This is a genomic window from Flavisolibacter ginsengisoli DSM 18119, from assembly GCF_900129295.1.
Taxonomy (GTDB): Bacteria; Bacteroidota; Bacteroidia; order Chitinophagales; family Chitinophagaceae; genus Flavisolibacter; species Flavisolibacter ginsengisoli.
Genome location: NZ_FQUU01000002.1, coordinates 239,637 through 259,356, shown reverse-complemented (window position 1 = coordinate 259,356; position 19,720 = coordinate 239,637). Strand labels below are relative to the sequence as shown.

Annotated in this window: 22 protein-coding genes; 14 read left to right on the top strand and 8 right to left on the bottom strand. The window is 40.2% G+C overall.

Features of this window, described 5'->3' with window-relative positions:
• Positions 1 to 2 precede the first annotated feature (2 nt).
• Positions 3 to 977, bottom strand: coding sequence for a Gfo/Idh/MocA family protein (locus BUA53_RS03220; protein WP_072833803.1), 975 nt, complete (start codon positions 975 to 977; stop codon positions 3 to 5).
• A 236-nt stretch (positions 978 to 1,213) separates the two neighbouring features.
• Between BUA53_RS03220 and BUA53_RS03215 the strand changes: the two genes are divergently transcribed.
• The 4 genes from BUA53_RS03215 to BUA53_RS03200 are packed head-to-tail and all read left to right on the top strand — an operon-like array spanning position 1,214 to position 4,107.
• Complete coding sequence (locus BUA53_RS03215; protein WP_072833802.1) at positions 1,214 to 1,618, top strand: LexA family protein; 405 nt, start codon at positions 1,214 to 1,216, stop codon at positions 1,616 to 1,618.
• Positions 1,615 to 2,877, top strand: a complete 1,263-nt coding sequence (locus BUA53_RS03210) for a Y-family DNA polymerase (protein WP_072833801.1) — start codon at positions 1,615 to 1,617, stop codon at positions 2,875 to 2,877. Before BUA53_RS03215 ends, BUA53_RS03210 begins: the two co-directional genes overlap by 4 nt.
• A gap of 1 nt (position 2,878) precedes the next feature.
• A complete protein-coding gene (locus tag BUA53_RS03205) occupies positions 2,879 to 3,376 on the top strand; it encodes a hypothetical protein (RefSeq protein ID WP_072833800.1) in 498 nt (165 codons plus the stop codon).
• Positions 3,376 to 4,107 (top strand): SOS response-associated peptidase, encoded by a 732-nt coding sequence (locus tag BUA53_RS03200; protein WP_072833799.1) that lies wholly within the window; start codon positions 3,376 to 3,378, stop codon positions 4,105 to 4,107. The genes BUA53_RS03205 and BUA53_RS03200 overlap by 1 nt, the downstream gene beginning before the upstream one ends.
• 19 nt (positions 4,108 to 4,126) lie before the next feature.
• Here BUA53_RS03200 and BUA53_RS03195 read toward each other — a convergent pair whose 3' ends face one another.
• Entirely contained in the window at positions 4,127 to 5,161 is a 1,035-nt protein-coding gene (locus BUA53_RS03195; RefSeq protein WP_072833798.1) for a DNA polymerase domain-containing protein, read from the bottom strand.
• A 267-nt stretch (positions 5,162 to 5,428) separates the two neighbouring features.
• On the opposite strand from BUA53_RS03195, the gene BUA53_RS03190 reads away from it, so the two are divergent.
• From BUA53_RS03190 to BUA53_RS03155, 8 genes are read left to right on the top strand one after another with little or no spacing between them, the layout of a single operon-like run.
• Positions 5,429 to 5,632, top strand: a complete 204-nt coding sequence (locus BUA53_RS03190) for a hypothetical protein (protein WP_072833797.1) — start codon at positions 5,429 to 5,431, stop codon at positions 5,630 to 5,632.
• Positions 5,633 to 5,635: 3 nt separating this feature from the next.
• Positions 5,636 to 5,977, top strand: a complete 342-nt coding sequence (gene hypA, locus BUA53_RS03185) for a hydrogenase maturation nickel metallochaperone HypA (RefSeq protein WP_072833796.1) — start codon at positions 5,636 to 5,638, stop codon at positions 5,975 to 5,977.
• A gap of 27 nt (positions 5,978 to 6,004) precedes the next feature.
• On the top strand, positions 6,005 to 6,784 hold the full coding sequence (gene hypB, locus BUA53_RS03180) for a hydrogenase nickel incorporation protein HypB (protein ID WP_072833795.1): 780 nt from the start codon (positions 6,005 to 6,007) through the stop codon (positions 6,782 to 6,784).
• A gap of 1 nt (position 6,785) precedes the next feature.
• Positions 6,786 to 9,092, top strand: coding sequence for a carbamoyltransferase HypF (gene hypF, locus BUA53_RS03175; RefSeq protein ID WP_072833794.1), 2,307 nt, complete (start codon positions 6,786 to 6,788; stop codon positions 9,090 to 9,092).
• Between the two features lie 5 nt (positions 9,093 to 9,097).
• Complete coding sequence (locus tag BUA53_RS03170; RefSeq protein ID WP_072833793.1) at positions 9,098 to 9,355, top strand: HypC/HybG/HupF family hydrogenase formation chaperone; 258 nt, start codon at positions 9,098 to 9,100, stop codon at positions 9,353 to 9,355.
• Positions 9,352 to 10,455, top strand: a complete 1,104-nt coding sequence (hypD, locus tag BUA53_RS03165) for a hydrogenase formation protein HypD (RefSeq protein ID WP_072833792.1) — start codon at positions 9,352 to 9,354, stop codon at positions 10,453 to 10,455. The genes BUA53_RS03170 and hypD overlap by 4 nt, the downstream gene beginning before the upstream one ends.
• Before the next feature lie 18 nt (positions 10,456 to 10,473).
• Positions 10,474 to 11,511, top strand: a complete 1,038-nt coding sequence (hypE, locus tag BUA53_RS03160; protein WP_072833791.1) for a hydrogenase expression/formation protein HypE — start codon at positions 10,474 to 10,476, stop codon at positions 11,509 to 11,511.
• 8 nt (positions 11,512 to 11,519) lie between these two features.
• Positions 11,520 to 11,978, top strand: a complete 459-nt coding sequence (locus BUA53_RS03155; protein ID WP_072833790.1) for a hydrogenase maturation protease — start codon at positions 11,520 to 11,522, stop codon at positions 11,976 to 11,978.
• Here the strand turns inward: BUA53_RS03155 and BUA53_RS03150 are convergent.
• The 5 genes from BUA53_RS03150 to BUA53_RS03130 all read right to left on the bottom strand — a co-directional run bounded on the left by BUA53_RS03150 (position 11,975) and on the right by BUA53_RS03130 (position 16,914).
• Positions 11,975 to 13,414, bottom strand: a complete 1,440-nt coding sequence (locus tag BUA53_RS03150; RefSeq protein ID WP_072833789.1) for a Ni/Fe hydrogenase subunit alpha — start codon at positions 13,412 to 13,414, stop codon at positions 11,975 to 11,977. The two genes, BUA53_RS03155 and BUA53_RS03150, sit on opposite strands and share 4 nt — an antisense overlap.
• Positions 13,407 to 13,949, bottom strand: a complete 543-nt coding sequence (locus tag BUA53_RS03145) for an NADH-quinone oxidoreductase subunit B family protein (RefSeq protein WP_072833945.1) — start codon at positions 13,947 to 13,949, stop codon at positions 13,407 to 13,409. The genes BUA53_RS03150 and BUA53_RS03145 overlap by 8 nt, the downstream gene beginning before the upstream one ends.
• Before the next feature lie 72 nt (positions 13,950 to 14,021).
• A complete protein-coding gene (gene hoxU, locus BUA53_RS03140; protein ID WP_072833788.1) occupies positions 14,022 to 14,732 on the bottom strand; it encodes a bidirectional hydrogenase complex protein HoxU in 711 nt (236 codons plus the stop codon).
• Positions 14,729 to 16,411, bottom strand: coding sequence for an NADH-quinone oxidoreductase subunit NuoF (gene nuoF / locus BUA53_RS03135; RefSeq protein ID WP_072833787.1), 1,683 nt, complete (start codon positions 16,409 to 16,411; stop codon positions 14,729 to 14,731). The genes hoxU and nuoF overlap by 4 nt, the downstream gene beginning before the upstream one ends.
• Entirely contained in the window at positions 16,408 to 16,914 is a 507-nt protein-coding gene (locus tag BUA53_RS03130; RefSeq protein WP_072833786.1) for an NAD(P)H-dependent oxidoreductase subunit E, read from the bottom strand. The genes nuoF and BUA53_RS03130 overlap by 4 nt, the downstream gene beginning before the upstream one ends.
• 310 nt (positions 16,915 to 17,224) lie before the next feature.
• Between BUA53_RS03130 and BUA53_RS03125 the strand changes: the two genes are divergently transcribed.
• On the top strand, positions 17,225 to 18,070 hold the full coding sequence (locus tag BUA53_RS03125) for a universal stress protein (RefSeq protein ID WP_072833785.1): 846 nt from the start codon (positions 17,225 to 17,227) through the stop codon (positions 18,068 to 18,070).
• A 191-nt stretch (positions 18,071 to 18,261) separates the two neighbouring features.
• Positions 18,262 to 19,086: a universal stress protein gene (locus BUA53_RS03120; RefSeq protein WP_072833784.1), complete on the top strand. Its 825-nt coding sequence runs from the start codon at positions 18,262 to 18,264 to the stop codon at positions 19,084 to 19,086.
• Here BUA53_RS03120 and BUA53_RS03115 read toward each other — a convergent pair.
• Positions 19,045 to 19,713: a CDP-alcohol phosphatidyltransferase family protein gene (locus BUA53_RS03115; protein ID WP_072833783.1), complete on the bottom strand. Its 669-nt coding sequence runs from the start codon at positions 19,711 to 19,713 to the stop codon at positions 19,045 to 19,047. The genes BUA53_RS03120 and BUA53_RS03115 overlap by 42 nt on opposite strands.
• Positions 19,714 to 19,720 lie beyond the last annotated feature (7 nt).

Here is a 19,720-nt window from a genome sequence, read left to right as displayed (position 1 = left end):
GCCTAAGAAGCAGTAAGGTTATAATTGATCTTGTACAAAATCTGGTGTGCGACTTCCATAGCCCTGAAACCGTCAATCTCATTTACTATAGGTTGGGTGTTATTTTGGATGGCTGCAACAAATTCCTGTAGCTCCATTTTGATTGCATTTACTTCAGGTACAGTCGGATTGGCAATAGCAATGGTCTTTGTGCCCTTTGGTGTTTCAATGTCAAAGGAAAATACATTCTTATCGGATTCCTGTTTTAATTTGATGACCTCAGTTTTTTTCTCGAGGAAGTCAATACCAATATACGCGTCTTTTTGAAACAACCGGATCTTTCGCATCTTCTTCATGGATATGCGACTGGAAGTTAGATTAGCTACACACCCGTTATTGAATTCAATGCGTACGTTGGCAATGTCAGGCGTATCTGTCATTACAGCAACACCATTGGCTGAAATAGATTTTACCTCGCTTTTCACCAGGCTAAGGATAACGTCTATATCATGGATCATGAGGTCAAGGATAACACTAACTTCTGTACCCCTGGGATTGAATTGGGCCAGCCGGTGAACTTCAATAAACATGGGGTTCAGTTCAAGATCTTTTGCAGCCAGGAAGGCCGGGTTGAAACGCTCTACATGACCCACCTGGAATTTCACCTTAGATTCTGCTGCCAGTGCTACCAGCGTCCTGGCTTCTTCCATTGTATGAGCCATAGGTTTTTCCACAAATACATGCTTCCCTTTTTTTATGGCTTTCTCACATATATAGTAATGAAATTGAGTAGGAGTGACCACGTCAATGGCATCGCAGGCATCAATTAATGCGTCTTGTTCGGTAAAACGTTTTATTCCATAGGTTGCTGTAATAACTTCTGCAGTTTCATCATTAGGGTCAAAAAAGCCGGTAATTTCTATACCAGGTATTTCCTTCCAGTTGTTAAGGTGAAATTTTCCCAGGTGCCCCGTTCCAAATAATCCGATCTTAAGCATGGATCAAAGATAAGCGGAGGGAGTGTGCCTGAAATATTTGTTACCAGTTAATTCTGAATTGATTAGGGTATAATAACCTTTCCGGCTACAATTCCTTTTAAGGGAGAAAGCAATTTTTATATGACTATTTGGAATTGTGGTTAAGCGTTTTTATGGTCTAAAAGAATAGGTAGTGGATAAGTTGTGATTGGCAGTTTGGAAAAAAGGACTAAGATTTGCTAAATAATTTAGTAACTATGATGTGTCAATCCATTCCATATTTAGGTACAGTGCAAGCAGGTTTTCCATCACCGGCAAGTGACTATGCAGAGGAGGAGATAGACCTGAACAGGGAACTTATTGAAAGGCCTGCTGCTACTTTTTATGTAAGGGCCGTAAATGATTCAATGATCGATGCGCATATCCCCCCTGGAGCTTTGCTGGTCGTTGATAAATCACTAAGACCAAAAAATTATTCAATAGTAATTGCTTCAGTGGACAGCGAGTTCCTTGTAAAATATTATGTAAAGGATAAGGGCAGTCACACCCTGGTGCCGGCTAACGGGAAGTATAAAACCCTGGTCATTACGGAAGATATGGATTTTAGGATCTGGGGCGTAGTTACTGCTGTGGTAATACAGGTTTCAAAATACCCCGTATGATTGCCTTGATAGATTGTAATAATTTTTATTGCTCCTGTGAACGGGTATTTAACCCTGGCTTGCTTGGAAGGGCATTGATTGTTTTGTCTAATAACGATGGTTGTGCTATTTCAAGAAGCGAAGAAGCCAAAGAGTTAGGCATCCAGATGGCGCAACCCGCCTTTATGATAGATGAGCTGATAAAAAAGGAAGAAGTGAATGTTTTCTCTTCCAATTATACACTGTATGATGATATGAGCAGAAGGGTAATGCAGGTGATAAAGGAATTAGTGCCCAGGGCAGAAGTTTATTCTGTGGACGAGATATTTGCAGATCTGTCGGGAATGAAATATAAAGACCTTGAAGAATTGGGCAGTGAAATAAAGGATATGGTAGGCCGCTGTACTGGTATACCGGTAACAGTTGGAATCGCTCCTACAAAAACACTAGCCAAAATGGCCAACAGGTATGCTAAAAAGAACAGGCCAGGGGAAGGCGTATTTTCTGCGGATACAAAAGAATTGGTGGAAATGCTTCTTTCAGCGACAAAAATCGGGGATGTCTGGGGAATTGGAAAACAGTTTGAAGCTTTGTTATCGGGTAAAGGGTTTGTTACGGCACTTGACCTCGTAAACAGGGCACCTGAAGAATGGATACGAAAGGAAATGAGTGTGGTAGGACAACGGCTTTTTCATGAACTCAAAGGCATCAATTGCATTCCATGGGAAGAAACTACCAAAGTGCGTAAAAATATATGTACTTCCAGATCATTTGGAAAACTGATCACCAGGAAGAACGAGGTAGCGCAGTCCATAGCCAAGTTTACTTCTTCCTGTGGTGAAAAATTGAGAAAGGAAAAAACATGTGCCCGCAGGGTTCATGTTTTTTTGCAAACAAATCCCCATCGGCCACAAGACCCACAATATTTCCAATCCATAACACTGGAACTGGAGATGGCTACCAACCTAACAACCCTGTTATTAAAACATGCCATGAAAGCATTGGATATGATCTTCAGGGAAGGATACAATTATCAAAAGGCAGGCGTGATGATGCTGGACCTTATTCCTCAAAAGGAAGTGCAGCTTGGGTTGTTTGAAACGCTGACCTATGAAAAAGACCAAAAGTTGATGGAAAAGGTAGATGAGCTTAACAAGGTGTTTGGAAAGGATGTAGTTCGCTTTGGAGTTCAGGATTATGGACAGAACTGGAAGTTAAAACAAGGGAATCTTTCTGGTGCCTACACCACGCGCCTACACCAGGTCATAAAAGCAAGTTAGTATGTTCAATCCCTTTCATCCTTTAACTATTCAATTATTGGAGGCTTTTGTAGGTTCTGGCAAACGGTATTTTGTAAGGCAGCGATTCGACAGGGCTAGAAACATAAATGAGCAGGGTATAAAAGGCTATTTCCTGATCAGCCACTACGAGATGTTAACTACTGCGCAGGATCATTTAGGAGCCATTGCGTATGACCCTATGCGTTTTTTGTATGATTGGGAAGATGGTACGCACAGAGAAAGGCTGTATATAGCTGCTGGTATGCCAGCTGATTACAAGATCTATTTCCCAGTTTTTCGGCCAGGTTGGGAAGCAGGCATTACTGACCGAATGAAGGAAAAAGCAAAAAAATATGTAGCTGAACTTGGTTGGACGCCTAAGGCAGGGGAAACCGTTAATACAAACTATGAGGTTCAGTTTGGTGAATTATTTGTAAGGCTTAGCTACAAAGGACGGCAGGTAAAGGTTAAATTTGAAGAAATAGAAAAGCTATCCTGATGTGTTATGATATTTCTTTTTCTACTACCATTGAAATGGTTACTGATTACCTCCCCGGTTTGGTATTGGATCCGCAATTGGGGCTGGATTATAATATGAACCGGCATTTCCAGATAAGGGAAGAAAAGTCTTATCCCATTATTATATGCCATGATGGAATCCGGGCCTTAACACCATTAAAGTGGGGGATAGAAGTAGCTCCGGGTATAGTTTCTTTTAATGCCCAATCAGAAAGGATTTTAAATGATAAAAAATCCAGGTGGTATAGAAGGAGAAACAGTAGATGCCTGATTCCTGTAACCGGAATTTACGAACACCGGGAAATAAAAGGATGGAAGAAGAAAGTGCCTTATTATGTGAAATTAAAAAACAGGTCATTGTTTTGCATCCCGGGGTTATACAGCGCTTCCCAAAACAGTTTTGCACTTATCACCAGGCCAGGCAATGATATCATGCGCCAGATACATAATAGTGGTGATAATCCTTATAGGATGCCTCTATTCCTGGCTGATAAACAACTGGAGGAAAGATGGCTTGCAAGTGACCTGCAGGAAGCAGAAATGGAAGCTATACTGGATTATGAATTGCCTTCTGAAAACATGGAGTACTACCCTGTACATACCATTAGAACACAAAAGGAGAGGCCAGATAAAAAACAAAAAGACGAACCTTTTAACTGGCCTGATCTACCGCCATTAGGTAAGGATAGTAATGAGCTTTCACTATTTTAAAAATTTGGGTAAATAGAGATTAGCGAAAAGCATTGATACCCTTTAGGTTGCCGGTCCTTATCTTTTCTGAAAGAAGATATTTCCATAGATCGCCTTTCTTTTCCAGTCTTTTAAGAATGTTTTCTATAGTAAATTTCCTGGGGTGGAGACCAGATTTTATTTCTTTCCATTCCAGTGGTGTGGAAACAGTGGGCAGTTTATTGGCCCGTACACAATAGGCTGCAGCAAGCCGGTCACTGAAATCATTCTGGCTGGGATCGACATACAATTTATTGCCCCTATTACTTACCGATCTTTCCATGGTGGTAATGGCTGGTAATTGTTGGTGTATGGCATTACACAAATTTTCAGCAATAATTCTTGCTTCACCGAATTGTATGGAGCAACATGGAATAAATATATGGAGGCCTGTCTTCCCGGAAGTTTTTATAAATGATTTGATCCTGTATTTATCAAACAGTTCCTTAGCTGTTCTTGCGGTAACTATTGCCTTTTCAAAATCCTTATCGCTTGGGTCCAGGTCTATAGAAATATAATCAGGATATCCAGGAGTCATAGTTCGGGAACTCCATGGATGAATGTCAATGCAATCTAAATTGATCATGTAAAGCAGGGTGGCCAGGTCATTACATACCAGCCAGTCGATCGTATCGCTTTTGCCCGCCTTCTTGTGTTTCCTTTCTGTTTGATATATATGGGCCCAGGCAGGATAATGTCCTTTTAATCCACGTATAAAGACACTCTCTTTAAAAGGTCCCTCAGGACTGATATTCAGTGCAAGGGGCCTGTCTTTTAAATAGGGTAAGAGGAAAGCGGCAATTGAATGATAGTATGTAATTAAATGTGCCTTGGTAATGCCGTTCCATAATTCTTTTTCAACATTTGTAAGTATAATATCGTGGCCTTCTACTTCTATAGTTTCCTGGCTTGTGATCAGTTTTGGCTGAACTGATTTCCACGTGTCATCATCTGCATCTTCATCTTCAAGGCTTGTTGCCTTTTTATCAGAAGGAATGCCGGTTTTGATTTCTTTGGTCTTTATGGGTTTGGGCATATTTAATTAGGATTGTGCTTACCCGAAAACTTTATTTCAGCTGGTATCTTTTTATCAATGTCTTACCTGCTCAAAAAGCAATTCCTGAATATAATAAATGAAAGCGACCCTGGTCACTTTTTCCCAACAATGTATTTCACAATATAGAGATGAATTCTAAAATAGTATTAGTCCCGATTATGACAACTATCATTTTCTGTAATGATCGTACTTAGTAAATATGGTGGCTGATGTATTTAATATTACTTATTTAATAAAGAAGAATTTATGAAACGATTATTGCCTTTCGCATCCGTGCTTTTTATCCTGATGCCAATGTTGGTAACGGCCCATGAGGGTCATGGTTCAACAGACGGGTTTACTGTAACTCATTATTTGGTTGAGCCCGTACATTTCGCATTGCCGATATTGTTGATAGCAGGTGTTGCATTCCTTATAATACGGATGAGGAAGGTGGTGAAAAAAGACTAATTGATGCATGAGCTTTCAATTGTACAGAGTATTGTTTCCATTGCGGAAAATGAAGCTGCTAAAGTTAAAGCTGCGAGGGTAGAAGAAATAGAACTGGAGATAGGATGCCTGGCAACAGTGGAGGTAGAAGCTTTAAGATTTGCCTGGGAATATGGTGTGAAAGAAACTTTATTGGAAAATGCGGCCATGCACATAAAGAGAATTGATGGAAGGGCTCGGTGCATTGTATGCGGATCTGAGTTTTTTGTTCAGGAATTATTTGATCCATGCCCGGATTGTAATAGTCATTCCGTATCGATACTGAATGGCCAGGAACTAAGGATCAAAAGCATGATCGTTACTTGATTGTTTTAATACTAAAATCGAAAACATATGTGCGTTACATGTGGTTGTAATGATGAAGAGAACATTTCTTTCAGGGAACCTGGGAAGCATTTCCATGGCCATCATCATGAGTATGATGGCGGCCATTTACATACTCATGAAGGCAAACGCTCAATAGATGTTGAAAAGGATATTCTATCGGGCAATAACCTGCTGGCAGAAAGGAACAGGGGTTACTTTATGGCCAAAAATATTTTAGCAATCAACCTGGTCAGTTCTCCGGGCTCGGGAAAAACCACCCTGCTGGAGTGCACCTTAAAACAATTGAATAAAGACTTCCGTTTTTACGTTATAGAAGGTGATCAATATACCAGTAATGATGCAGATCGCATACATGCTACAGGAACAAAGGTTACACAAATCAATACAGGAAAGGGTTGTCATTTAGATGCTCATATGATACTGCATGCTGTGCAGGGAATAAACCCTAAAGAAAATTCTGTATTGTTTATTGAAAATGTGGGAAACCTGGTTTGTCCTGCCATGTTTGACCTGGGTGAACAGGAGCGGGTAGTGGTCATGAGTGTAACAGAAGGGGAAGACAAGCCCCTTAAATATCCTGACATGTTTCATACTTCCACACTTTGCATCATTAATAAGACAGACTTGCTGCCCTATGTTTCTTTTGACATGGATAAAGCGAAATCCTATGCATTACAAGTGAATCCTGATCTGCAGATTTTGGAAGTGAGTTGTACAACTGGTAAAGGATTGAGTGAATGGTTTGCCTGGATACAACAAAAAATGCAGGTGCCTCAAACCTCATAATATGCAAAGCTGGGAGATCAATATTAAGGGTTTGGTACAGGGCGTTGGTTTCCGACCATTTATTTATAAACAGGCGGTCAAGAGGCATATTAATGGATCTGTTTCTAATACCAATGGTGGCATTTGCATACAAATGAACGCTTCTAAGGAACTTGCCCAGGAGTTTTATCAATACCTGTCAAGTCATTCACCGGCTAATTCATTAGTCACTGCCCATAGCATGAGACAAATAGGGCAGCAGCATTTTACATCATTTACCATTAATGAAAGCATTGAATGTGGTAAACCTGACATGATGCTTCCGCCAGATATAGCCATTTGTCCAACATGCCTTTCAGAAATATCCAACAAGGATAACAGGAGATATGGATATGCTTTCACCACTTGTTTAGAATGCGGACCCAGGTATTCTATAATGACCGGCCTTCCATACGACAGGATGAGAACAACAATGGCAGACATGACCATGTGCACCAACTGCAAGAATGAATATGCTGATATTAATAATCGGCGCCACCATAGTCAAACAAATTCTTGTCCCGAATGCCCTATTCCTATAAAATGGTACAATAGTAAAGGTGAAGAGCTGGCTATTGGCGCGACAGAAATTATAGCAGGTATCAGGAATGTCATACTTGAAGGAAATATAGTAGCCATAAAAGGTGTGGGAGGATATTTGTTGGTATGTGATGCTACCAATGAAATTGCCATTTCATTATTGAGAAAGAGGAAGCATCGCCTCCAAAAGCCTTTCGCTTTATTATACCTCTCTTTAGAAATAGCAAAGCAGGATTTGATAATTTCCGAACTGGAGAGTAATGCCCTGAAAAGCAATATTGCTCCAGTGGTACTTTGCAGGTTGAAGGATAAAGTACATACTTCAATTTGTAAGGAATTAGTTGCTCCGGGCTTAAACAGGATAGGGGTGATGCTTCCTTATACAGCATTGCTTGCGCTTGTAGCATCAGCTGTTAAGGTTCCATTAGTGGCCACAAGTGGAAATTTAAGTGGATCTCCCATTATATACGATGATGAAGAGGCTTTACTGCATTTAACCCAATATGCTGATTATGTGCTGACGTTTGATAGACGCATCGTAACTCCCCAGGATGATAGTGTAATGCAGTATACCACAGGAGGAAGGCAAATAATTATTCGGCGGTCACGTGGAATAGCTCCTAATTATCATTCAAATCCTTTTTATTTTAATGAAGAGATCTTTGCAGCCGGTGCAGAATTGAAAAGTGCATTTACGCTGGCAGTTGGTAACAATTTATATATTAGTCAATATTTGGGCGACCAGTCAGATTATGGTGCGCACCAGAGCTATAGGAAATCTTTACAGCACCTTATGGATATGCTGCAATTCAGTCCACAAACTATCCTGGTTGACAAGCATCCCAACTATGCCATATCAAACTTTGGGAGAGAATTAGGAGATCAACTTCAAATTCCCGTGATAGAGGTGCAACATCATGAAGCACATTTTGGGGCTGTACTTGCTGAAAATGGCCTGTTGCACGCTGAAGAACCTATAATGGGTATCATATGGGATGGTACAGGTTATGGAGATGATCATCAAATATGGGGAGGGGAATTTTTCCTACTGGAAGGGGGGTATATGAGCCGGGTAGCACACCTTGATTATTTTCCATGGCTGCAGGGCGATAAGATGAGTCTTGAACCAAGATTATCCGCTCTTTCATTACTCTGTAACAATAAACGGTTTTTTAAAGAGGCATTACAACATTTTACTGAACCTGAGCAGGTTTACATGGAAAAATTGGTAGTTCAGCCATCTCCATTATTAACCTCCAGTATGGGTAGGCTGTTAGATGGAATAGCGTCAATGCTCGATGTCCTTCATATCAATACGTTTGAAGGAGAAGCTGCTATGAAGCTGCAAGCCCTGGCTGAACTTTCGCCAGATAAAAGTCTTGAGTATTATCCTGTTCCCAGGTTTAGAAACAGGCTTGATTGGAACCTCATGGTACAGGAAATTATGGAGGAAAAACTAGGCGGTACTCCTGTCAGCCGAATCGCTTTTAAAGTATTTGTTTCATTGGCACAATGTATCGGGCAAACTGCGAAGGATTTTGGAGTCAATAAGATTGCATTTAGCGGGGGCGTATTTCAAAATGCATTGCTTGTCGACCTTATTTTGCAACTCTTTGAGAAAGACTTCGGGCTTTATTTTCACAATCAATTAAGTTGTAATGATGAATGCATAGGTTTCGGCCAATTAGCCAGGTATTCTATTGAACATAGCATCCAGATAGAAAAAGAATCACTTCACCTTCAAAATTGAATTATATGTGTTTAGCCATACCTGGAAAGATCATTTCTATTGCCGGCCAGTATGATGGAGTATTTAGAATTGGAAAGGTTGCTTTTTATGGTATTATGAAGGAGGTAAACTTATGTATGGTTCCTGAAGCTGTGATTGGTGATTATGTGCTGGTACATGTAGGAGTTGCAATAAGTATTGTGGACGAACAGGAAGCTTTGCTAACCCTGGAATACCTTGAAAAAATGGATGAAGCGAAAGAACTTAAATTCCCAGTTACATGAAGCATCTTTCAGAATATAGGGATCCCGGATTGGTGCAGCAATATCTTTATGAGCTTCATCGCATTACACAAGGCTCATGGACCTTAATGGAAATATGTGGCGGCCAAACACATAGCCTGGTTAAAAATGGAATATTGGACATGCTGCCTCCTGGCATTACTATGGTACATGGCCCGGGATGCCCGGTCTGCGTTACTCCTGTAAGCGTTATTGATGAAGCTATTTATTTGGCACAGCAACCTGGTGTTATTCTATGTTCTTTCGGTGATATGTTAAGAGTGCCTGGGTCTTCAACCAATTTACTTGAAGCGAAAGCTAAAGGCGCTGATGTGCGGATTTTATATTCCCCACTCGAAGCGGTTCAATTGGCGGTGGCAAACCCTTCAAAGGAAGTTGTGTTTTTTGCTGTAGGATTTGAAACTACAGCCCCTGCCAATGCGCTTAGTGTCATCCAGGCTCATAAGCTAAATCTGTCTAATTATTCTATACTTACATCACATGTGCTTGTTCCTCCTGCCATGGAAGCTATCTTACAGGATCAGGAAAATACGATAGATGCATTTTTAGCAGCGGGACATGTCTGTGCTATCATGGGAATGGAAGAATATTACCCTATAGCAGAAAAATATAAAATTCCCATTGTGATCACAGGTTTTGAGCCTGTTGACCTATTGCAGGGGATCCTGATGGCTGTACAGCAATTGGAAAATGGGGAATACCAGGTGCAGAACCAATATGCAAGAGCAGTGAATAGGCAAGGTAACATTTTGGCAAAGGAAACAATTCATGAGGTGTTTGAAATCAGTGACAGAACATGGAGAGGTATTGGTAATATACCATGTAGTGGGTATGAGGTTACCGAAATGTACAGGAAATATAATTCAAGGCTAAAGTTCGATCTTAATCTTCCTTATGTGGCAGAAAATAAAGAATGCATAAGCGGTGCTATTATGAAGGGTTTAAAGAAACCTTTCCAATGTCCCAATTTTGGAAATAAATGTAAGCCGGAAAACCCACTTGGGGCTCCCATGGTAAGCAGTGAAGGGGCCTGTGCTGCTTATTATCATTATGCATCAACGCAGGTAAGTCAATATTCATGAATTAACTATACAAACGGTATGAAAACGAGTTGCCCGCTTCCCAAATTCGATTTTGATGTGATCACCTTAGGACATGGTGGCGGAGGCTTATTAACGCACAGACTATTACAAAACGGCGTGTTTGATATCCTGGGAAATGATCTGCTGGATCAACAGCATGATGGTGCAAGTTTTCCCTTGAGTGGTAATGTAGCTTTCAGCACCGATAGTTATGTGATAAGCCCATTTATATTTCCGGGTGGTAATATTGGTGAATTGGCTGTTAATGGAACAGTAAATGACCTGGCGATGTGTGGGGCTATTCCTAAATACCTGTCCCTTTCTTTTATTATTGAAGAAGGACTTTCGATGTCTGACTTCTTCCAGGTGCTTTTAAGTATAAAACAGGCAGCGCATAAGGCTGAGGTGAAAATTGTAACAGGTGATACTAAAGTTGTGGAACAAGGCAAAGGGGACAAGCTGTTCATTAATACTTCCGGCATTGGCATCATTCATCCAGGTGCATCTATTCACCACAAGCGTATTAAGCCAGGAGACCAGATCATTGTCAGCGGGTGTATTGCTACCCATGGCATTGCTATCATGAGTGTGCGTAAAGGGCTGGAATTTGAAACAACAATTGTCAGTGATACAGTAAATCTGAATCACACCATTACTGGTTTGCTGGATAGATTTGGTAATGATATTAAATTCCTGAGAGACCCTACACGTGGGGGGATAGCATCCGTTTTAAATGAAGTGGCAGAATTGACCCGATTGGGGTTTTCAATTGACCAAAACAACCTGCCGATAATGGAGCAGGTTGAAGGCGCCTGCGAAATGCTTGGATTAGATCCTCTGTATGTGGCCAATGAGGGGATCTTTATAGCTATTGTAAACCGAAATGTTGCTACTGATTTCCTGGCTCAACTCAATGCTGACAGTAATGGAACAGAAGCAGCTATTATTGGCGAAGTAACATTGGACCATCCTGGTAAAGTTGTTATGAAAAGCCGCATAGGGGGTAAAAGGGTGGTAAATTTTTTAACCGGCGATCAACTACCCAGGATATGCTAAAATGAATTATGCAGAACACTAAAGCCTATACTATCTGCATTGTTGGGGTAGGTAATACCATTCGTGGGGATGATGGAATTGGAAATTATATATGCAATGCTATAGAACAAATGCAGGTTCCGGGAGTAAACACCATGCTTGTTCAGCAACTCGAGGCTGAATTGGTTGAAGATCTTTTGCATTTTGATCATGTACTTATAACAGATGCTTCTATAGAAGGAAAGGACGCTGACCTGTATAAACTGTATCCACATGATGAGTCACCATTATCTTCTTCACATCATTTAAATGCAGCAATGTTGGCTGCCTTGTCTGAAAAGGTTTATGGTATTAAGATGTCCCTGTTTATTTGCGCTGTCAGGGGACATGATTTTAATATAGGTGATACAATATCTGAAAAAGCAAAGGCTAATTGCCAGCAGGCAATTAGCCTCATCCTTGAATGGATCGGTTCACTGAGAAATTAACCTCTTTCTATTCTTTGTATGATTTGTCCATTTGCGTTCATTACTTCCACCTGTAAAGGCATTGCTCCAATGGCATGTGTAGAACAGGAAAGACAGGGGTCATAGCACCTGATAGTTGATTCTACCCTGTTTAGCATTCCTTCTTTGATGTCATTTCCATTAACATATTGTTTTGCCACCTCTGTGATACTCTTGTTCATACCAGGATTGTTTTGTCCTGTAGCGATCAACAAGTTTACTTTCAATAATTTGCCTGATTCATCTGTAATATAATGGTGGAATAAGGTGCCTCTTGGAGCTTCAGAGCAGCCAATACCTTCTGTGTAGTTCCATTTTCCATGGGTTTGAATATGATCAGAAGTTATTTCCGGGTCATTCAAAAGTATTTCTGCTTCTTCCACACTGCTTAAAGCTTCTATAAGGCGTGCATAGTGATAATAAAAAGTGCCGTGAATTGGTCTGCCGCCTGCAATATTCTTGAAATTTTCAAACTCCAGTTGAGCAAGCGGGGTTTTCATTTTGCTGGCTACATTCAACCTAGCCAGTGGCCCAACCCGGTAAAAGCCTTTTTCATAACCCAGAGGCTTATAATATGGATATTTCAGGTAGGACCAACTTACGGAGCGTTCGGCTATAAATTCCAAATATCTTTTTGGATCTAACTGGTCTTGTAAGATATTTCCATTTTCATCGATGAACCTGAGCTTGCCATCATATAATTCATGTTCTCCCTGTGGACCTACAGTGCCCAGGTATAATGTTGGCGAAACTGCAAAACTGTTCACCATTTCTGCATTTTCTTCATGGAATTTCTTAATGATACTTAATCCCAATTGTACGGTTTCCTTTGCCTCGGGAATCCAGTTTAATAAGGCGAGCCTGTTTTCTTCTAACAGGGGGAAAGCCATACCACCCGGTGCAATGCCACTGATATGGATCTTTTTGCCCGTTATCCTCTGGCTGATCTCTTGTCCAAATTTTCTCAGCCTGATCCCTTTTAGGGCTATGTCAGGAAACTTTTCAGCCAGGCCAAGAATGTTTCTGTTCACCGGGTCACTGTCATAACCCAATAAAAAATCGGGAGATGATAAATGGAAAAAGGACAATGCATGTGAAGAAATATTTTGTCCAATATGTATCAGCCGTCTCAATATATTTCCTGCATATGCAGGTTGTATGCCCTGTATCATTTCGCAAGCTTTTACGCTGGCAATGGAGTGACTGACAGGACATATTCCACAAATACGTGGAGTGATGATGGGCATTTCAGTATATAGTCTTCCTTCGCAGAACTTTTCGAAGCCCCTGAATTCATTTACATGGAACAATGCTTCATCAACCTCTCCATGGTCATCCAGGCGTATAGTGATTTTGGCGTGGCCTTCTATGCGGGTGACTGGTGATATAAGGATCTGTCTCCTATCTTCGTTAACCATATTTAAGTTTTTTTACTTCGTTTAAATCGGGTACCCTGTCATTTAAAAATTCGAACAGTACATAAAAGATGGCATCCGCACTTGGCGGGCAGCCAGGAATTACATAATCTACGTTAACCACTTCCTGCAACGGAAATACTTTGTCATGCAGACGCAGTAACGCAGGGTGATTGGGCACTGTGCCGGATTGGTCATTACTTATTGCATTGACATATGCAGTATCAAATACTTCATTTAATTGCAAATAATTGCGCATACCCGTAACATTTGTCATCACTGCACAATCACCTAATGCAACCAATAGTTTGGCCTGTTTACGGATATGAAGTATTTCGTGTAAATGCTCATCACTTGTTACGGAGCCTTCCACCAGTGCAATATCTACCTTCGGAAATTCCTTGCCATCCACAATCGGACATTTTACAATGTCAGCCAACCTGGCAACATCCAATATTCTTTCATCTATGTCAAGTAGCGACATGTGACAGCCCGAACATCCCCCGAGCCATACGGTACCTATTTTTTTCTTTGTCATTGTTACTTTTTTAATTTCATTCATTGACTTTGTAATTGTTGCATTTATAGAAAAACCCTTCTGCAACACTCATCAGGTCAATAACAATTTCCTTTTCTCTACCAATTCCGTTATCATCTCAGGGTGTTTTTCCAACTGACCCTGTACAACGTCTTTTGACCATAATGCTCCGGTAGGGCATGCCTGCAAACATTTGCCACAAGATGTGCAGGTAATAGATTCACCCCAGGGGGTATCAAAATCAGAGATCACTCTTACCTGGAATCCACGATTTTTCACATCCCAGTTAAAGGCACCTTCAACTTCGCTACATGCCCGCACACACCTGGTGCACATAATGCACCGGTTATGATCCATTACAAAGTATTGATGCGATGTATCTACCTTACATTCAGGAAACAGGAATGGATAGCGTATATGATCCATTCCCACCTTATATCCTAATTCCTGTAACTCACAGTTGCCATTGGCAACACAAACAGAACAAACATGGTTTCTTTCAGCGAAGAATAATTCTGTAGTGATACGCTGGTAGCGTTTTATTTTTTCTGTATCTGTACGGATGACCATATTGCTGGCCACCCTGGTTGTACAGGCTGACAATAATTTATTGATTCCTTCTATTTCTACCAGGCATAGCCGGCAGGCACCGACATCAGAAAGACCTTTTAAATGACACATTGTCAATATATCAATTCCGTTATCCCTGCAAGCCTGGAGGATGGTAATTCCAGGTAACACTTTTAGTGACCTTTCATTGATCTTAATATCTATTGTGTTCATACTTCAGATGTTTGGGGTACTTCAATGTGCTTTTCTTCGTATTTGCCTATCCTGGTTTCATATTCATTTCTAAAATGCCGAAGGGTGCTTAACAGAGGGTTAGGAGCAGACCCTCCAAGTCCACACAAACTTGCTTCCTTTACATAAACAGCCAGTTCTTCCAGTCTTTCCAGGTCTATTCTTGAGGCATTGTTGTCACAGATCTTTTGCAACAGGTCATGCATCATTTTGGTTCCTACCCTGCAAGGGACACATTTGCCACAACTTTCATCCATACAGAATTCCATAAAGAACCTGGCAACATCAACCATATCAGATGATTGATCCATAACGATCAATCCTCCTGATCCCATAATAGATCCCAGGTTTACCAACGCTTCATAATCCATCTTCACATCAAGGTGCTCTGCGGGTATACATCCACCGGAAGGCCCGCCGGTTTGAGCAGCCTTAAATTCTCCACCACCCTGGATACCTCCGCCAATATCAAAAACGATCTCCCTGAGTGATGTGCCCATAGGCACTTCAATAAGGCCGGAATAATTGATTTTTCCAGCGAGTGCGAAAACCTTTGTACCTGCACTTTTGGGAGTTCCGATCTCGCTATACCACTCACCGCCATTATTGATAATAGGCGCAATGCCTGCAAAGGTTTCCACATTATTTATAAGGGTTGGCTTTCCCCAAAGACCACTCTCTGCCGGGAATGGAGGCCTGGGTCTCGGCGTTCCACGTTTTCCTTCTATGGAAGCAATAAGGGCGGTCTCTTCACCACAAACAAAAGCCCCGGCTCCTATTCTTACCTCCACATCAAAGGAGAAATTACTTCCAAGGATATTAGGCCCAAGTAATCCCATTTTTTTAGCTTGTTTGATGGCGGCTTCAAAACGTTTGATAGCCAAGGGGTATTCGCCTCTTATATAAGCATAGCCCTTGCTGGCTCCAACGGCGTAACCGCCTATTGCCATTCCTTCTAAAACCCTATGAGGGTTACCTTCCAAAACGCTGCGGTCCATAAAAGCACCAGGATCACCTTCATCTCCATTGCAGATCACGTATTTCTGGTCATTTACATATTTATATACTGTTTCCCATTTAAGACCAGTTGGATAGCCAGCACCACCACGACCTCGCATCCGGCTTTGCTTGATCTCTGCTATCACATCTTCAGGTGACATTTCAAACAGTGCTTTATCTAATGCTCTATAACCCTCATGGACAAGATAATCTTCAATCCTTTCGGGATTCAGTTGACCACAATTCTTTAAAACGATCTTTAATTGTTTGCTAAAGAAGGGATCCTCATCTGCATTAGAAAAGGGCCTTTCCCTTGAGTCGGCAAAAAGAAGAAGGTGCTCAATGGGTTTCTTTTCTATTACCTGGCTTTGCACGATCTGCGAGATATTTGAACAATCTACTTTTTGATAAATGGAATTCTCTGGAAGGTATTTCATTAATGGTCCCTGGTTGCAGGGCCCCATACAACCTGTTGGTATAATTTCCACTTCTGATTGTAATCCCCTTTCTATTATTTCTTCCTGTAACTTTTTCATTACTGCTTCAGATCCGGAAGAAATGCAACCTGCACCACAGCAAATACATATCTTATGCTTGCATGTGCTGTTTTTTGTTTTTTCTGTTTCAGCAATTACCAGGTCTTTAAATTCTTGTCTGTTCATTTTGTCCCGATTTTATCTATGATCTTATTGATGATTTCATCAGTTGTAACTTTTGCCTGCACTTCATCATCCAACACCACAACGGGTGCCAGTCCACATGCCCCGATACATCGCGCTACCTGAACGCCTAATTTATTATCTGCAGATACCTGCCCGGCTTTTAGACCTGTCTTTTTTTCCAGCTCATTTAAGATAGCCTGGGCCCCTTTAACATAACATGCAGTGCCGGTGCAAACAAGGCAGGTATGTTCACCTTTTGACTTAAGAGAGAAAAAGTGGTAAAACGTAACTGTGGAATAGATCCTTGAAGGTGGAAGATGAAGGGCTTTGGCTATATATGCAAGTACATTCATTGGAAGGTAGCCATAAGAATTTTGAGCTGAATGAAGAATCTCTATAAGTGCATCTGGTTTGAAGTTTTCCTTTTTTATTTTGGCTGCTAGAAGTTTAACGCGGGGATCTGTTGCCGGCAGTTCATTATTCATCACTGAATTACTTTTCATAAATACAATTGATTGAACAGAATAAATATTGCAGAATTAGAATACACGGTTTGAGCGCTTTTTAACGCAGTAAAACTATTTCAGGTAGTTTCGTGATGCTATGATTCTCATCAGTGTTTTTGCTGATGGCGAACAGTAGTTTATAAAAACGGTAACTGAGATTATAGGATTTGAATTAGCGCTTTTTAAAATTCTGGCTGTTCAATCAAGGTGGAGTAATGCCTTAATGGTTGTACACTCAAACTAAACAATTCATTAACTTCATACACCACAGTTTATGGATTAGTATCCAATAAAAAGCAACACCAATATGAAAACATTACTTGTGCCTATCGATTTTTCTGATACATCTGATAATGCGCTTGAGTTTGCCATACATTGGTCCAGAACATATAATTATGGCCGCATCATTCTTTTAAAATCTCTTTATGATTCAATGTTTGAATCAATTATTGTTTCCGCCGAATATGGCAATGTAAGCCAGGATTATAAGCAAATGGAAAGAGAAGAAACGATTGCTGCACTTGATAAGATTTGTCACAAGGTTGCAGCTTTATTGCCTGGGGTTAAGATAATGACGGCAGTAAGTGAATACCCTTTGATCAAATCAGTAATCGAAATAATAGAAGAAGAAGATGTTGACCTTATTATTTTGGGAAGTGATCATTATAGTTATTCAAGTGATAGTTATATTTCGGGTCATGTAATAACCATTGCCAAAATAAGTCCCGTTCGTGTGCTAATCGTGCCAGCAGGCTACGTTTATAAACCCGTCAAACACGCGCTCGTACCCTGTAACTTCAATGCCATACAATGGTTGGAAAAAATAAACAGCCTTCCAAGATCGTCGCCATGGGAAGAAGTGATTTTGGATGTATTAAATGTAGATCCCGGCATGCGTTATGTTCAGCCGGATGAGAAATTTAAATCTACTGAGGAAAAATTACACCAGATACTAAAGAACTTTCCGCACCAGATCTTCTATACTAATGAAACAGATATTATACAGGGTATTTTGAATTTTGAAGCAAAGCAACCGATAGAAATTATTATTGCCTTGCCAGGCAAGTATAGTTTTCTTTACGCTTTAACCCATAAAAGCATTTCTGAAGCCATTTATCGTAATGCTACCAAACCGGTGTTGATCCTTAAATAATATGGTAATAAGGAGAATGAACTACATAGCTCAGGAGTTGCATTGATTGTTTTCTTGAGAGAAATAAACCTATTTTTTATTGGAAATATTTTAGTTAGGTGATGGCTATCAGCATTTTACCAACCATTGTCATTATCTAAAATGTTTTATTTAATCAACTTTATGATGGCCTGACATCAAAACATAATAAAATGAAAAAGATATTGGTTCCTATTGATTTTTCGGCATCCTCCCGTACTGCAGAAGAGTATGCTGGTTCATTAGCCAAAATATCAGGTGCCGAAATATACTTATTGCATGTTTACCTTGAATTCATACCTGCAGCCATTGGACCTGAGCCTTGGATGTATACAGAAACTGAACAACATGAAAAGAATCGTGAGCGGGTCGCCAGGGAGGTTAGGTTTATACAAGAAAACTATGGGGTTGAGGTGCATGGCGAAATAGAAATAGGGTATACAGGTGACACAATTTCTTCAATTGCAAAACAATTACATGCTGACCTTATTATAATGGGGATGAAGGGAGAGAGTAAAAATAAGGTATGGGGAAGTGCAACAATAAAAACAATTCGCAAAACTGAAGTACCTGTATTGGTAATTCCTGAATATTTTTCATTTACTGCAATTAAAAACATTGTTTTAGCGGTTGATTTTACAGAGATGGTTACTGGTTATAGCTTTAAACCATTATTTCAATTTATTGAGCAGTTTGATGCAAGTTTACGTGTATTGCATATCGATAAGAAAAACAAGGAGTTGAAAGTATCAGAAGTACCCGAAAAATTGCAATTGGGATTAGCTTTATCTAAGGCAAGTTATATATATGAAAGAGTAGAGTCTGATGATGTAGAAAAAGGAATTCTTACATTCATTGAAAATCATCCTACTGATCTTCTTGTTATGATGGCTCACCACCATAATATATTTGAAAGGATTACAGGTGATATACATACGGATCAACTTAGCTTTGAATTAACTATTCCACTTCTCATCCTTAAGAATAGAATAGAATAGAATAAGAAATAATAAGGATAATTTATAAATGTTTGGATGTTTGTTTTTAAATATCCAAAACAGTCCTTTTACATCCGTTTGCCATTTATCAAGTATGCCAGCTATCATAATTTCTTCGAAAAGGTCCAATATTGTCACTATTGCTGCTATGCGGAACAACCCAATAGGCCATTCAGGTAAAAAGAATAGAAGGATAAGAAACGCTCCCTGGGCTATTGCTGCAAATTTGGCGAGGTAAGTATGAAAGCTGGTGATTTTCCTGTATTTTATTAATGCTATTAAGGTTTGGGCCAGGTAAAGTGCAAGGAGAATAGTTACCAGAAGCTTTTCATGGCTGATAAAGCCAGGTTTAAATTTAAAAATTCCAATTACTGCCATCAATACTGTGAGGTCATCAGCAATAGAATCAAATTTAGAGCCCATAACGGTTGTTACTTTGAATTTCCTTGCAAGAAAGCCATCAATAGCATCTGTAAAAAAGCTCACCAGGAGTAACCATTTAAAAGTAAAAAGATCATTTAGCACAATGAAATAAAGCAACAATAATGAGGCGAGCAACCGGTAAAGCGTAATTGAGTTTACCATGATGGTTTTTGCCTGGCCTGCATATTTTACGATGGTTTTCATGTAACCC

Excerpts from the sequence above, each read along its gene's own strand:
- hypA (WP_072833796.1), top strand. The coding sequence starts at position 5,636 with ATGCATGAGCTTTCAATTGTACAGAGTATTGTTTCCATTGCGGAAAAT.
- BUA53_RS03130 (WP_072833786.1), bottom strand. The coding sequence starts at position 16,914 with ATGAAAAGTAATTCAGTGATGAATAATGAACTGCCGGCAACAGATCCC.
- BUA53_RS03195 (WP_072833798.1), bottom strand. The coding sequence starts at position 5,161 with ATGCCCAAACCCATAAAGACCAAAGAAATCAAAACCGGCATTCCTTCT.
- BUA53_RS03205 (WP_072833800.1), top strand. The coding sequence starts at position 2,879 with ATGTTCAATCCCTTTCATCCTTTAACTATTCAATTATTGGAGGCTTTT.
- BUA53_RS03150 (WP_072833789.1), bottom strand. The coding sequence starts at position 13,414 with ATGGTTAACGAAGATAGGAGACAGATCCTTATATCACCAGTCACCCGC.
- BUA53_RS03220 (WP_072833803.1), bottom strand. The coding sequence starts at position 977 with ATGCTTAAGATCGGATTATTTGGAACGGGGCACCTGGGAAAATTTCAC.
- nuoF (WP_072833787.1), bottom strand. The coding sequence starts at position 16,411 with ATGAACAGACAAGAATTTAAAGACCTGGTAATTGCTGAAACAGAAAAA.
- hypB (WP_072833795.1), top strand. The coding sequence starts at position 6,005 with ATGTGCGTTACATGTGGTTGTAATGATGAAGAGAACATTTCTTTCAGG.
- BUA53_RS03115 (WP_072833783.1), bottom strand. The coding sequence starts at position 19,713 with ATGAAAACCATCGTAAAATATGCAGGCCAGGCAAAAACCATCATGGTA.
- BUA53_RS03215 (WP_072833802.1), top strand. The coding sequence starts at position 1,214 with ATGATGTGTCAATCCATTCCATATTTAGGTACAGTGCAAGCAGGTTTT.
- hypE (WP_072833791.1), top strand. The coding sequence starts at position 10,474 with ATGAAAACGAGTTGCCCGCTTCCCAAATTCGATTTTGATGTGATCACC.
- BUA53_RS03155 (WP_072833790.1), top strand. The coding sequence starts at position 11,520 with ATGCAGAACACTAAAGCCTATACTATCTGCATTGTTGGGGTAGGTAAT.
- BUA53_RS03200 (WP_072833799.1), top strand. The coding sequence starts at position 3,376 with ATGTGTTATGATATTTCTTTTTCTACTACCATTGAAATGGTTACTGAT.
- hypF (WP_072833794.1), top strand. The coding sequence starts at position 6,786 with ATGCAAAGCTGGGAGATCAATATTAAGGGTTTGGTACAGGGCGTTGGT.
- BUA53_RS03125 (WP_072833785.1), top strand. The coding sequence starts at position 17,225 with ATGAAAACATTACTTGTGCCTATCGATTTTTCTGATACATCTGATAAT.
- BUA53_RS03190 (WP_072833797.1), top strand. The coding sequence starts at position 5,429 with ATGAAACGATTATTGCCTTTCGCATCCGTGCTTTTTATCCTGATGCCA.
- BUA53_RS03210 (WP_072833801.1), top strand. The coding sequence starts at position 1,615 with ATGATTGCCTTGATAGATTGTAATAATTTTTATTGCTCCTGTGAACGG.
- BUA53_RS03120 (WP_072833784.1), top strand. The coding sequence starts at position 18,262 with ATGAAAAAGATATTGGTTCCTATTGATTTTTCGGCATCCTCCCGTACT.
- BUA53_RS03170 (WP_072833793.1), top strand. The coding sequence starts at position 9,098 with ATGTGTTTAGCCATACCTGGAAAGATCATTTCTATTGCCGGCCAGTAT.
- hypD (WP_072833792.1), top strand. The coding sequence starts at position 9,352 with ATGAAGCATCTTTCAGAATATAGGGATCCCGGATTGGTGCAGCAATAT.
- BUA53_RS03145 (WP_072833945.1), bottom strand. The coding sequence starts at position 13,949 with ATGACAAAGAAAAAAATAGGTACCGTATGGCTCGGGGGATGTTCGGGC.
- hoxU (WP_072833788.1), bottom strand. The coding sequence starts at position 14,732 with ATGAACACAATAGATATTAAGATCAATGAAAGGTCACTAAAAGTGTTA.